Source organism: Erythrobacter sp. S267, from assembly GCF_057365045.1.
Genome location: NZ_CP200298.1, coordinates 2,392,575 through 2,405,365 on the forward strand (window position 1 = coordinate 2,392,575; position 12,791 = coordinate 2,405,365).

14 protein-coding genes and 1 tRNA gene are annotated in these 12,791 nt (G+C 60.3%); 9 read left to right on the forward strand and 6 right to left on the reverse strand.

The genetic code is table 11. From position 1 onward, the window contains the following. Window positions 1-20: 20 nt before the first annotated feature. Both AC0V6X_RS11155 and AC0V6X_RS11160 read left to right on the forward strand, forming a co-directional pair. Window positions 21-2,054 carry a sensor histidine kinase gene (locus tag AC0V6X_RS11155; protein WP_486184616.1) on the forward strand — a complete coding sequence of 678 codons (2,034 nt, stop codon included), beginning with the start codon at window positions 21-23 and terminating at the stop codon, window positions 2,052-2,054. Window positions 2,055-2,116: 62 nt separating this feature from the next. Then, entirely contained in the window at window positions 2,117-2,722 is a 606-nt protein-coding gene (locus AC0V6X_RS11160; protein WP_486184617.1) for a hypothetical protein, read from the forward strand. 288 nt (window positions 2,723-3,010) lie between these two features. Here AC0V6X_RS11160 and AC0V6X_RS11165 read toward each other — a convergent pair. Beyond that, window positions 3,011-3,097: transfer RNA gene (locus tag AC0V6X_RS11165), tRNA-Leu, on the reverse strand. Between the two features lie 275 nt (window positions 3,098-3,372). Here AC0V6X_RS11165 and AC0V6X_RS11170 point away from each other — a divergent pair. After that, complete coding sequence (locus tag AC0V6X_RS11170) at window positions 3,373-3,627, forward strand: hypothetical protein (protein ID WP_486184618.1); 255 nt, start codon at window positions 3,373-3,375, stop codon at window positions 3,625-3,627. Here the strand turns inward: AC0V6X_RS11170 and AC0V6X_RS11175 are convergent. Next, window positions 3,620-4,609 (reverse strand): zinc-ribbon domain-containing protein, encoded by a 990-nt coding sequence (locus AC0V6X_RS11175; protein WP_486184619.1) that lies wholly within the window; start codon window positions 4,607-4,609, stop codon window positions 3,620-3,622. The genes AC0V6X_RS11170 and AC0V6X_RS11175 overlap by 8 nt on opposite strands. Before the next feature lie 181 nt (window positions 4,610-4,790). Here AC0V6X_RS11175 and ftsE point away from each other — a divergent pair, with 181 nt between their 5' ends. The 4 genes from ftsE to AC0V6X_RS11195 are packed head-to-tail and all read left to right on the forward strand — an operon-like array spanning window position 4,791 to window position 7,790. After that, window positions 4,791-5,552 (forward strand): cell division ATP-binding protein FtsE, encoded by a 762-nt coding sequence (gene ftsE / locus AC0V6X_RS11180; RefSeq protein WP_486185574.1) that lies wholly within the window; start codon window positions 4,791-4,793, stop codon window positions 5,550-5,552. Beyond that, on the forward strand, window positions 5,549-6,490 hold the full coding sequence (locus AC0V6X_RS11185) for a cell division protein FtsX (protein ID WP_486184620.1): 942 nt from the start codon (window positions 5,549-5,551) through the stop codon (window positions 6,488-6,490). Before ftsE ends, AC0V6X_RS11185 begins: the two co-directional genes overlap by 4 nt. A 15-nt stretch (window positions 6,491-6,505) precedes the next feature. Beyond that, window positions 6,506-7,042, forward strand: a complete 537-nt coding sequence (locus AC0V6X_RS11190) for a YdcF family protein (protein WP_486184621.1) — start codon at window positions 6,506-6,508, stop codon at window positions 7,040-7,042. 28 nt (window positions 7,043-7,070) lie between these two features. Further along, the gene (locus tag AC0V6X_RS11195; RefSeq protein WP_486184622.1) at window positions 7,071-7,790 is read left to right on the forward strand and encodes a lysophospholipid acyltransferase family protein; all 720 of its coding nucleotides are present in this window, start codon (window positions 7,071-7,073) and stop codon (window positions 7,788-7,790) included. Between the two features lie 5 nt (window positions 7,791-7,795). Here the strand turns inward: AC0V6X_RS11195 and AC0V6X_RS11200 are convergent, their stop codons facing one another. Together AC0V6X_RS11200 and hisC are read right to left on the reverse strand one after the other, a co-directional pair. Then, window positions 7,796-8,704 (reverse strand): prephenate/arogenate dehydrogenase family protein, encoded by a 909-nt coding sequence (locus AC0V6X_RS11200; protein ID WP_486184623.1) that lies wholly within the window; start codon window positions 8,702-8,704, stop codon window positions 7,796-7,798. Next, window positions 8,701-9,819: a histidinol-phosphate transaminase gene (hisC, locus tag AC0V6X_RS11205; RefSeq protein WP_486184624.1), complete on the reverse strand. Its 1,119-nt coding sequence runs from the start codon at window positions 9,817-9,819 to the stop codon at window positions 8,701-8,703. The genes AC0V6X_RS11200 and hisC overlap by 4 nt, the downstream gene beginning before the upstream one ends. Before the next feature lie 104 nt (window positions 9,820-9,923). On the opposite strand from hisC, the gene metX reads away from it, so the two are divergent. Together metX and metW are read left to right on the forward strand one after the other, a co-directional pair. Beyond that, window positions 9,924-11,021, forward strand: a complete 1,098-nt coding sequence (gene metX / locus AC0V6X_RS11210; protein WP_486184625.1) for a homoserine O-acetyltransferase MetX — start codon at window positions 9,924-9,926, stop codon at window positions 11,019-11,021. Further along, window positions 11,018-11,617: a methionine biosynthesis protein MetW gene (metW, locus tag AC0V6X_RS11215; protein WP_486184626.1), complete on the forward strand. Its 600-nt coding sequence runs from the start codon at window positions 11,018-11,020 to the stop codon at window positions 11,615-11,617. The genes metX and metW overlap by 4 nt, the downstream gene beginning before the upstream one ends. Before the next feature lie 13 nt (window positions 11,618-11,630). On the opposite strand, the gene AC0V6X_RS11220 is transcribed toward metW, so the two are convergent. Both AC0V6X_RS11220 and AC0V6X_RS11225 read right to left on the reverse strand, forming a co-directional pair. Continuing rightward, window positions 11,631-12,311, reverse strand: coding sequence for a hypothetical protein (locus AC0V6X_RS11220; RefSeq protein WP_486184627.1), 681 nt, complete (start codon window positions 12,309-12,311; stop codon window positions 11,631-11,633). Between the two features lie 69 nt (window positions 12,312-12,380). Next, window positions 12,381-12,770 (reverse strand): VOC family protein, encoded by a 390-nt coding sequence (locus AC0V6X_RS11225; RefSeq protein ID WP_486184628.1) that lies wholly within the window; start codon window positions 12,768-12,770, stop codon window positions 12,381-12,383. Window positions 12,771-12,791 lie beyond the last annotated feature (21 nt).

Below are 12,791 nucleotides of genomic sequence, written 5' to 3' on the forward strand. Positions count from 1 at the left end.
TCTGCAATAGAGCGGTTTTCATGATCTCTCAGTCCAAGGCTTACACCAGCAATCGCAGCACCTTTTGGGGGTTCGTCTGGCTGTTATGCGCCTCGCTCGTCCTCGCTCCGGCGCTCTCAGCGCAAGGGCCGGATGACCGCTTGGACGGACTCGAGCCAGTCGAGTTACCGGTCGGCAACAACCACTCTCAGCCCTTTGGCAAGATGCAATTCTGGCTCGATCAAAGCGGTTCGATGGACCCAGATGGAGCGCTTGCAAACCGGGAGAAGTTTGCGCCCGTATCAAACCCGTGGATCGACTTTGGCCAGGCTGATGCAACGGTCTGGCTGCTGTTCCGCGTCTCAAACTCCACAGATCGGTCGGGCGATTGGATGTTGGATATCCAGCGGCCCTTTGTTGATGATCTCATCGTCGCAAAGGTCGAAAGGCAGTTGGTCAGCGACATCTTGCTAACCGCCGGGTCGAACTCGTCTTTCGCGGATCGTCCGGTGATCAGCCAATATCTGGTTGCGCCGCTGGCGATGGAGCCAGGTGAGACCACCGATATCTTGATTGGGATGCGCTCCTCCACCGGCAGCTGGATGCCTGTCACTCTGGCAACCCAAGAGCGCATGCGCACCGCTCACATGCAAGAGGCGCGGTTTAACTGGTTGATCAACGGCGCGGTTGCGATGTTGGTGCTGGCCGCTTTGGCAATGGGACGATTGATCGGGTGGAATTCGGCCCTGCCGTTCGCGCTCTACGCCTTTTGCGGCACCGCTTTCGTTGCCAACAATGAAGGCTATTTGCATCGTTTTGTGTGGCCAGAGCTGGCTTGGCTCTATCAGCCGGTCAATGTGATCCTGATCCCGCTGATGGCGCTGAGTGGTTTGGTCTTTGCCCGCAACTTCACTGGGATCGCTGAGCGCAGCCCGACTTTGAAGGCTGGTCTCAACATCGTTTTTCCCGCTCTTTTAGCCCTTGTGATTGCCGGGCTATTCCTATGGTCCCAAGCTTGGTTCCAGACGTTGGTCTATGGCGCGGTGCCCTTTTCTGCCGCGCTCTATCTGACACTCGGCTGGATCGCGCTGCGCCAAAAGGCGTTGGGCGGCTTGCCATTCTTCATTGGCACGTTGGCCGTGACCTTGACAGTCGCATTCACAGCCTTGGTAATGCTGGCGCCGGGCCGCCTGCCGCTAACCGTGGCGCTGGATTACATCCACATCACCTTGCTGATCGAAACTCTCGCATTCTTCGTTGCGATTGTCGCCCGCGCGCTCGCCATTCAGCGCGATCTGAATTCGGCGTTGAAGAGTGAGATTGCTCTCACAACTGAGAAGCTCGAGCTTGCAGAGCAATTGCAGGCGAGCCGTGTCCGCTATGACAAGGCGCGCAGTCAGGCAGAAGGGATGCGCGCCAAGCTCGCCTCTGCCTCGCATGACTTGCAGCAACCTTTGCTGTCCCTTCGACGAGGTCTGCAGAGCCTGAGTAGCGATGATCGTGAAACCGCTGAACGGATTAGCTCCGCACTCGATTACCTCGAGAAGGTGACTGAGCAAGGCGTTGTGGCACCCAGCCCGGACAATATGCTCGCTGGAGAAAAGCCCGACGAAGGTCATGAGGATTTTCCGATTGCGATCGTGACCAGAAACTGCGGGGCGATGTTTGCAAATGAAGCAAACGACCAATCAGTGACCCTCAATATCGCGCAGAGCGATCTGATTGTGCGCACAGATCCGGTTTCTTTAATGCGCGCCTTGAGCAATCTCATTTCCAACGCGCTCAAACATGCCGATGCTACGCAGATCGATGTGAAATGCGTGGCGCAGGATGGGCAGGTTGCAATCACTGTGTCGGATGACGGGAAAGGCCTTTCACAAGACCAGGCCCGTGCTTTGTCCGCTGCTTACAGCAAGGGTGATGATAGCGATGGCCATGGGCTGGGCCTCTATCTGGTTAGCCAGTTTACACAGGCTCCCGGTCATTCTTTCTCCATCGATAGCAAGCCTGGCGAGGGCGCTGTGATGACCATCTGTGTCCCCGAGGGAGCCATAAGCAACGCCAGCGATGGGTGATCCGCCCCATAGGCCTTCAAGCTTCAGCCGGGCAAAAGGCAGGTGAGAATTGGAGATATGGAATGACTATGATTTCAACTGGCAAGAGCTTTTCCTCAGCGATCCTGATGGCCGGCCTGCTTGGTGCATGCACGTCCCTGCCGAACGCAGCACCCCAAAGCGCTGCCTCCTTTGAAGCGCCGGAAGCGCCAGCCCCTGCCGCCGTTCAACCGCTGGGGACACTGTGCAAGCAGGGCGAAGAAACGGCGTTTAGCGGGGAAGTTCAGGACGAATTTGGGCTGACGCTGTCAGTTTGCATTGCGCATGGGGAAGCGGGAATTGATCCCGTCATCTCCATCCGCGCCTTTGGTGAAGGCGGGGGCAATGTCATCTCGTGCAGCGCCAATTCGTGCGCTGGGATTATCGAGTTCAACCACTATCGCCGCTATCGTTTCACCGAGCTAACGCTGAAGTGGTATTACAATGGCGCAGAGCAGACTCTTGTCGAGACGCATGACGCGCAAGATCTGGAAGGCCCGATCAACCATTCGATCACTCACACATGGCAAACAAAGGAAGCCACAGAACTTGGCCTTGAGGCACCGGCCTATCCAACCATTGCAAGAACCGAAGCGCTTTCAATGCTTGCACTCGATTCACTCTTGCCGGAATTGAGCAAGGGCGACTGAGACTGTCCGCTCTCGGGCGAGCGCCTGTCGGCTTCCACTCGACTTCGAGCGTAAAGGAAGCACCAGAGCGTTTGTGCAATCGCCGTACAATGCAGCAGCTGCCCCGACTATGAACGACAGGAGGGGGTCTGGGTGGCGGCAGCAGGAATAGGTGCTGCTCTGACAACGGAGGGCGGCCCATGACCGACGCGAGCACCCGAAACGCGTGCTGCGGAGAGACCGCAGAACAGCGCCATCTCCAGCGCGGGTCGCGCGGAGCTGGGATTGCTTCATTCAATTTCAGAAAATTGGTGCGGTCGAGAAGACTCGAACTTCCACGGGCGTTAGCCCACAACGACCTCAACGTTGCGCGTCTACCAGTTCCGCCACGACCGCACTCAGGTTCTGCAGGGCTGCGCCAAAGCGCTTTGCCCTCGGTAGGTGGGCGCCCCTAGCAACCCCTTACGAGGCGTGCAAGAGCTTTGGTGCGAGCTTGGCTCAATGTTCGAAAGACGTCTCCGAAATGATTGGCAATTTAGCCGTCGGATTGGCCTCCATCTGCGCCGCCAGTTTAGGCAGCTGCGTAAGCCTCACAGCGGCCTTTGTCCCGCAGCGGGACCGATCAAAGGCCGCGCTTGTGAAAATGGTAAATGGCTCGGTAACCAATGGGCATGAACCTGACCGCCGCCCTTCTTCTCATCGCTCAAAGCGTGGCTCCCGCTGCGTCTGGCACGGAAGCGAGAGCGAATGCAGGTGGGGCTTCCGCTCCAGTCGCTGTGCAAGCCACCGCCACGGTGCGCGTGCTCGCTCCGGCGCGCATCACTGCGCAGCTTGAACCCACCGCGCAAGAGCAGAGAAACGCGCCGGCAAAGCGCATTCAGCGCAGCCGCGATGCGGCCGGGACGATCTGGATCGAGTTTAGCTAGGCGACCAACCGATTTCAGCCGCCTGAGCTGAGACCGGAATATCTGTCACTGCCTCAGTCACGTTGAGGCTTTCTCCGGGAGCCAGTTCACGCTTGGACGGCACCACGACCCAGGAATAGACATTCTTCTCACGCGCATCGCGGAAAACGATCAGCAGACTGGGTACAGTCTGTGTCTGCTGGCCCGTATTCTCAATCGAACCGCGCACCCGGAATATATCCTCGCCGCTCTCCAGCGTTTCCTTGCGCTGTTGCTCGGCCGGGAAGTTGAGCACCAGGTCAGCCTTGCCAATCCCAAACGTCGGTTGCGCGATCGGGAGCCAGGCGGGCAGACCGTAATGGTTCACAGCAAAGGCGGTGCCCGACGCAAACAGGGCAAAGACCGCTGCTGCGATGGTCCACATTTTCAGCGAATTGCGACGTTGCGAGAAAGGCGGGCTGTAGTTGAAGCGCGATTCCGCCGGATCGTATTCAAACTCATCGTCGTCGAACGCATAATCGGCTTCGTCCGAAGCATCTGCCCCGATTTCTTCCGCCATCTCATCAGCCAGCGGATCATGGGAGGGGGCTACTGAAGACTGCGCCTCTTCCACCACAGGCGGGGCGGCAGCGGGCATTACCGGCTCTGGAGGTTTCGGAACCACGGGAGGACGGTCTTCTGTCCGCCAATGGTCCACCGAAGGCCCAGCCGCAGCGCCGCCAATATTCTCATCGCCCGGAGGCAATTCGCCACCCGCTTCTTCATCTGCCTGCTCCTCGCTCACGGGCGGCGGTGCGGCGGGGGCCGGTGTGGGTTCCGGCGCATCTTCGACCACAGGCTCAGGTGCTGCGACGGGAGGCGCTGTCTCTTCCAGATCAAGCGGAGCGGGCTCTTGAAACCAGCTGTGTTTGCACTTCGCGCAGCGCACAGTGCGCCCCTCTGCGCCAATGGCGCTTTCAGGCACGACATATCGGGTCGAGCACGCGGGGCATGAGATTATCATAGCGAGCAAAAGCTTTAATCACGCAGGGGATGGGCACAAGTCAGGTTCGCTTCGCGCCTGCAATATCGCCCGCTTTTTCCACTATTGCCGCGCAAAACTGCGTGCGCGACCGGCATTTGGTGGGCGATAGAGCACGATGTGGGCTTCCCCCCGCCATGTGGCGCTGATAAATCCACCGGCAATGACCGACCGGGCAAGCGAAATTGTGAAATTCGACAATGTCGGGTTGCGTTATGGCACCGACCCTGAAGTGCTGAGCGATGTCTCCTTCACGCTTTTCCCCGGCAGCTTCTACTTCCTCACCGGCGCGAGCGGGGCAGGCAAGACCAGCCTGTTAAAGCTGCTCTATCTGGCGCAAAGGCCGTCGCGCGGCAGCATTCGCATGTTCGGCAAGGACATGATCACTCTGCCCCGCCAGCGCCTGCCCGATTTTCGCCGGCGGCTGGGCGTCGTGTTCCAGAACTTCCGTCTGGTCCAGCACCTCTCCGCTTTCGACAATGTCGCTCTGCCCCTGCGGTTGGCGGGCACGGATGAGGCGAAGGTTCTGAAAGCGGTCACCGATATGCTGGAATGGGTCGGCCTTACGCATCGGGCCCAAGCCATCCCGGCAACCATGTCGGGCGGGGAACAGCAGCGGGTTGCGATTGCGCGAGCCGTGATTGCACGCCCTCAAATGCTGATCGCGGATGAGCCGACGGGCAATGTCGATCCAGAAATGGCCTTGAAACTGCTGCGCCTGTTCGAAGCGCTCAATCACCGCGTAGGCACCACCGTCATCGTCGCAACCCACGATGTGCATCTGCTCAAGAAAGTGCCCGAATCGCTCATCATGCGGCTCAACAAAGGACGGCTGTCTGACCCCACAGGGGCCTTGCGCTACCCGCCCCAACCCAAAGCCCGGCCCACTCCAAAGAGCGGCAAGATGCCCGAGGCAAAGCTGTGAACGCCCCTCCCGTGCCCGACGAAAGCGCGCCAAAAGCCGCTGCGCTGCGGGGAAAGCTGACCAATCGGCTGCTTCCACAAACCCGCTTTGGCGGACCGATCCCGTCGGTGATCGCTATTCTGATCGCTCTGGTCGTGATCGCTGCGGCGGGCGGATTGTCGCTGCGTAATCTGGCGGAGAATGCCCGCGCGGACCTGTCAGATGCGGTAACGGTTCAGATTGTCGAGGCCAATGTCGAGGCTCGAAACGCTCAGGCAGAGGCGGCCGCGAATGCACTCGCGACCCATCCGTTGGTCACGTCAGTGCGCATCGTGCCCGAGGATGAGCTGCAAGCCTTGCTAGAACCCTGGCTTGGCTCCAGCGCAGCAAGCCAGGACGTGCCGATCCCTGCCCTGATCGACGTCGAGTTGAACCGCCGAGCTACGGCACAAGAAACAGAGCGATTGCAGACCGCTTTGGACGCAGCGCTTAACCCTCTGGGAGGGGAAGCTCGGGTCGATGCGCAATCGCAATGGCTGCAACCGGTCTATGACGCGCTCGCAGCCCTCCAATATCTGGCGCTTGCCCTGATTGCGCTGGTGGCTTTTGCCACCGCAGCCGCGGTTTGGCTCGCCGCCCGCAGCGCCTTTGCCAATCACGAAGAGACGGTGGAGATCATCCACTTGCTGGGAGGAACCGACGCGCAGGTGACACAGATCTTCCAACGCTCAGTCCTGCGCGATGCGGCCTTTGGCGCAATTGTTGGCTTGCTTTTGGGCCTTGCCGCTGTGTGGCTGCTGGGCCAGCAATTTGCAGCGCTCGACAGCGGGATGGTCGGCGGCGGAGGGCTCGATTGGCGCGACTGGCTGGTCATCGGAGCCATTCCTGTCGGCGGCGTTCTGCTTGCGCTCATCACCGGGCGCATAACAATAGGCTTTGCATTAAGAGCGATGTTGTAGGAACGCCCGCAAGCCATGTCGAAACTCCGCTATCTTGCTGCCGCATTGGTGCTGGCCTGGGCGCTGGGCTTTTTGCTTTTCGCAGTGACATTGCCGCAGCCCTCAGACGATGTTGCGACCGACGCGGTGATCGTGCCGACCGGGGGCGCTGGGCGGATTGCGCAGGGGCTCGCTGTACTCGATGCAGGACTTGCGCCAAAACTGTTGGTCACAGGCGTCGATCCCGAGGTGACGCCAGAGGAATTCGCAGCGCAGTTTGAAGTCAGTGATGAGCTGATGGCCTGCTGCGTCAGCCTCGATTATGTCGCGGTCGACACAGTCTCAAACGCGACCGAGACCGCCGACTGGGTTGAGGCAAACCAGATCACTTCGCTGCGCCTTGTCACCACCGATTGGCACATGCGCCGCGCGGCAACGGAGCTTGATCGTACGCTTCCCCCCTCCGTCACGGTCGTGCGCGATGCGGTCAAATCCGAGCCAAGCCTCGCAGCCCTTTTCCTTGAATACCACAAGCTGATTGCCCGTTTCATCGCTGGCCTGTTCGGCTATTGAGGCCTCACCCTTCAACAAGGTGAGTTGCTTGGCCTTTATTCGCAGCCTGATTTTCTACCCCGTCTTTTACGGGTTCAGTGCCCTGCTGGTGGTGGCATCGGTGCTGGCGATCCCGTTTGGGCGGGAGCGGCTGAAACAGGTCGTGGCGCTGTGGGGGCGCTGGCACATCTGGTGCGTGCGCAATCTGCTCGGCATTGAAATCGTGCAAGAGGGCGAAATTCCTGACGAGCCGGTGCTGATCGCGATCAAGCATGAGAGTTTCTTTGAAGCCATCGACTTGCCGCGACTGTTCGCCTTCCCCACTGTCTTCGCCAAGCGAGAGCTGTTCTGGATTCCGGGCTGGGGCTACTCCGCCAAAGTCTACGGCCTGGTGCCGGTGGCGCGCGACAAGGGCGCGCGGGCTCTGCGAGAAATGTTGACCTCAGCCAAACAGCGCATTTCCGAAGGGCGCCCGCTGATCATCTTCCCAGAAGGAACTCGCGTGCCGCATGGGGCAGAGCCTCCGCTGCAATCGGGCTTTGCGGGGATTTACAAGCTGCTGGGCCTGCCGGTGGTGCCGGTCGCGGTGAATTCGGGTCCGCTCTATCATCGCTTGGTGAAGCAGCCCGGCACGATCACCTACCGTGTCGGCGAGATGATCCCATCAGGCCTACCGCGCGCAGAGATGGAGCGGCGCGTTCACGCTGCGATCAATGCCCTCAATTCCGACGAACGAGTTGCGTCAGGTCAGCAAGCGGCAAGCGCCTAGTCTTTTCACCCATGATCCTTGCGTCCAAAGTCGGGGCGCTCATCGTCTTGCCCTTCTTCGATCACGGCGCGGCGGATTGCGCGAGTGCGGCTGAAGAGCTCGTGCAAAGTCTCGCCATCGCCTGAGCGGATCGCACGCTGTAGCGCGGTGATATCCTCGGTAAAGCGACCCAGCATCTCCAGCACCGCACCCTTGTTGCTCAGGAACACATCGCGCCACATGACAGGGTCCGATGCAGCGATGCGGGTGAAGTCGCGAAAGCCACCGGCGGAGTATTTGATGACCTCTGACTGGGTCACATCCTCCAGATCGCTCGCCGTGCCAACGATAGTGAAGGCGATGAGGTGCGGGATGTGGCTGGTGACAGCAAGGACCAGATCGTGGTGCTCAGCATCCATAATCTCGACCTTGGAGCCGAGCTTTGCCCAAAAGTCCGACAATGCCTCAACCGCTGCGGGATCCACGTCGGCCGGCGGGGTTAGAATGCACCAGCGATTGTTGAAGAGCGCGGCAAAGCCTGCTTCCGGCCCGCTCTGCTCGGTGCCTGCAACCGGGTGAGCGGGGATGATTGTACGGCCTGGTAAAGCGCGGGCAAGTGCTTCGGCAACGCTCTGTTTGGAAGAGCCGACATCGGAGATGATCGCATCCTCGCGTAGATGCTCGCCCAGTTCGCCAGCGGCCTCTTCCATCGCGCCCACCGGCACGCAGAGGATTACGAGATCCGCATCGCGCACAGCTTCTTCGACCGTCTCACAGACACTATCGACCAGCCCCAGCTTGGCTGCTTTCCCTCGCACATCGTCGGAGCGGTCATAGCCAGTGGTCGTGATGTCATCAGCTTCAGCCTTGACCGCCAGGCCAATCGAGCCGCCAAGCAGTCCCAGCCCAATAATCGCGACCGTATTGATCGTCATGGCGCTTCTCCGCACAATTCGCGCAAGACAGCGGTTACGCGGTCCATATCCTCGCTCTTACCAATCGTGATGCGAAGGGCGTCGGGCAGTCCTTGCGAGGGCAAGTGCCGCACCGCATAGCCCGCCTCGCCAATCGCATGGAGCGCGGTTTGCGCCGTCACCTCTCCGGTAAAGCGCACCAGCACAAAGTTCGCCTCGCTCGGCACAGCCACCAGCCCGTGATTGCCGAGCGCTGCAATCGCTTCGACAAAACGCGCGCGTTCGGTGGCATTGTGCAAGCGGCTCGCTTCGACAAAGTCGCGGTCGGCGATTGCTGCCAGCGCGGCTTTCTGGCCACTGGTCGTCACATTGAACGGCCCTCTGATCCGGTTCAGCACGTCGATGATCGCGGGCGCTCCGGTGGCCCAGCCGATGCGCTCTGCCGCCAGCCCGTGGATCTTGGAGAAAGTGCGCGTCACCAGCACATTGTCATGCGTTGCCGCCAGGTCGAAACCGACCCGCTGATAGGCAGGATCGACATATTCGCCATAGGCCTCGTCAATGACCAGCAGAACATCGGACGGCAGCCCCGCATGTAGCCGCACGACCTCTTGCGGAGGGAGCCATGTGCCAGTGGGATTGTTGGGATTGGCGAGGAACACCACCTTTGTCCGCTCGCTCACCGCCGCCAGCAAGGCGTCGACATTGGCGGTGAAGTCAGTGTCATCCGCTTCGACCGGGTCGGCCCCGCAACGCCGCGCAGCAATGTCGTAGACTGAGAAGGAATGGGCTGAGAACAGCACTTCGTCGCCGGCTCCTGCAAAGCCTTGCGCGGCAAGGTTCAGCAGTTCGTCCGATCCCGTCCCGCACACAATCCTTTCCGCATCCAGATCATGCGCCTCAGCCAAAGCGCTCCGCAAAGCCTTTGAGTCCGGATCAGGGTAAGTTGCTGCTTCCCCTCTTGCCTCCTCCAACGCAGCAAGAGCCGCGGGCGATGTGCCCAGCGGGTTCTCATTCGCGGACAGCTTGACCAGTGCCCGGCCATCGCTCGCCGTGGCCTTACCCGGCACATAGGCATGGATGCCCAGGATGTAGGGCTTGGGCTCGGGACCAGAGCGGAGGGTGGTTTTGGTCATCGTACCTTGTATAGGCTTGCAAACAGTGGAGGACTTGATGAAACCTCCCCTAACCGCTCGCCCCCAGCTTGTCGAAGGGCTGTTTCACTCTTTCGGTTACGCCCATGAATTCCGCAGGCCCGTCCAGCATCTATCAAGTGCCTCAGCCGCTGCCGCTGGATAGCGGGCAGGAGCTGGTGAGCGCGCAGATCGCATACGAGACTTACGGGACGTTGAACGAGGCGCGCTCGAACGCCATCCTCATCTGCCATGCGCTGACCGGGGACCAATATGTCGCGAGCGAGCATCCCGTGACCGGCAAGCCGGGCTGGTGGGAGCGGATGGTGGGGCCGGGCAAACCCATCGATACGGGCCGCTATTTCATCATCTGCGCCAATGTCATCGGATCGTGCATGGGCTCGACCGGTCCGGCGAGCGTGGCGAAAGATGGCACACCCTATGCAATGCGCTTCCCCGTCATCACCATCCGCGACATGGTGCGCGGGACGGTTGCTCTGCTGGACGGGCTGGGCATTGAGAGACTGCACAGCGTCGTCGGCGGATCGATGGGCGGGATGCAGGCGCTGAGCCTTGCTGCCAACTGGCCCGAGCGTTCGGAGCGCGTGCTGGTTATCGCCTCGACCGCGCGGCATTCGGCCCAGAACATCGCCTTCCACGAAGTCGGGCGTCAGGCCATCATGGCGGACCCTGCTTGGGCGGATGGCAACTACTACGCGAGCGACCAATCGCCTGATAACGGCCTCGCCGTGGCGCGGATGGCTGCGCATATCACTTACCTGTCTGAGGAAGGCCTGACCGAGAAGTTTGGGCGGCGCCTTCAGGACCGAGATGCGAAGAGTTTTGGGTTTGAGGCTGATTTCCAGATCGAGTCCTACCTACGCTACCAAGGCAGCGGCTTTACGCAGCGGTTCGACGCCAATTCCTACCTCTATATCACCCGCGCGATGGACTATTTCGATCTCGCCGAGGAGCATGGAGGGAAGCTCGCCAATGCCTTTGCGAAGAGCGCCGCGCGCTTCTGCATCGTCAGTTTTGACAGCGACTGGCTCTACCCCACAGCGGAAAGCCGCCATGTTGTCCATGCGCTGAACGCGGCGGGCGCAAAAGTCAGCTTTGTCGAGCTCTCCGCACCCTTTGGCCATGACAGCTTCCTGCTGGAGCACGAACAGCTCGACCGGGTGGTTCGGGGGTTTGTCGAATGAGCACGCCAGTAACCCTGCGCCCTGATCTCGCTGCTATTGCCGCCCATGTCGAACCGGGTAGCCGCGTGCTCGATATCGGCTGCGGTGACGGCAAGCTGATGGGCGTGTTGGAGGCCGAGAAGAACTGCGACGCGCGTGGGATGGAGCTGGACGCGAGGCTCGTGGAGAAGTGCGTGTCGCGCGGGCTGTCCGTGGTTCAGGGCGATGCGGACACCGATCTGGCGAACTATCCAGACAAAGCCTTCGATTACGCGATCCTCAGCCAGACCTTGCAGACCGCGAGCCGGCCCGATCTGATGTTGGACGAGCTGCTGAGGGTGGGACGACGTGCCTTTGTCTCCTTCCCCAACTTTGCCCACTGGCGCACCCGCGCTGCCCTGATGTTCGGCGGGCGGATGCCGGTGACGCGCGCTCTACCGGTTAGCTGGTATGAAACGCAGAACATCCACCACGTGACAGTCGATGATTTCAAGCAGCTCGCCAAAGAAAAAGGCGCGACTATCAGCCGCGCCTGGTTCTTTGCGGACGGCCGCGCCATCGGCTCTACCGGAGCCAATTGGCGCGCCGAATTCGCGGTCTTCGAACTGAACGCCTAATCGCGTCCGCCGCTTACGGCAGCAAATCGTTGCGGATCACGCTGCCATCAAGGCCGAGTGTCGCAGAACCTTGATCCTTCACATCGTTCACGGCCAGACGCCCGGTCAGGCCAATGCTGATGCGGTGGTCGGGAGAGCTCATCCCAGGACTGGTCAGGCGAAAACTCGTCCAGTCATAATCGCTATAGGCACCGCCAAGCGCGTCGGCCTGTCCGTCCATGAAGCTCTTCACCGCACCCAGATCGATGTCGCCGAAACGGGTCACGTAGTCCGCCACGCGAAACTCGGCTGCATTGCCGCCGATGACGGTGATCTCAATCGGAGTTGGCTCTGTAAATTCGCCGGTCGAGTTGCTGAAGTTGATCCCCAGCATTTTATTGGGATCATTCGGGTCCTGATATTGAACCTTGCACTGGGTCATCATGCCGCGCGGATAGACCTGCATGGAGTCGATCTCTGCGCCCGAGCTGAAATTGCTCGAAATCTCGGAGACCATCGCGTCCTCGCCTAGGAGCGCCATCGCGCGAGTCAGGCAGACATCATATCCGTCCTCACTTGTGAGAGCGCCTGCATTCCGCTCCGCCTGCATATCCGCGACCATCTGGTCGACATCGGCCTCCTCCCCGCCACAAGCGGTAAGGGCCAGAGCGAGCGTGGTCACACCCGCGATTTTGAATTTGGAAAGCGACGCCATTTCAGTTCCTTTTGAAGGTGGTTTGGGTGGTGGGGGAAGGCCCGCTCAGCACGGGCCTTCCCATAAAGCTCAAGGCCGATGGATACCGCAGATTTTGTGACCGTCGGGATCGGTGAAGTAGCACAGGTTCATCACGCCCATGCTGCCATTGCGCGGGCCGGGAGGGTCTTCGATGCTGGTGCCGCCATTGGCGACCGCTACATCATGCAGCTCCTGAATCTGCTCCAGCGAGTCGCACTTGAAGCCGATGGTAAAGCCATTCGCAGTATTGGCTGGCTCACCGTTGATCGGCTCACTGATCGAGAACGTGCTGCCATCATGGATGTAGAACAGGCGCGTCTGGCCGGTGTCGTTGACGTGAGCCATCGGCTCGCCCGCGCCCAGCACGCCAAGCACGGCATTGTAGAAGGTCTTCGACCGCTCGATATCGTTTGAGCCGATCATGATGTGGTTCAGCATTGCCTTTGTCTCCTCTCAGAA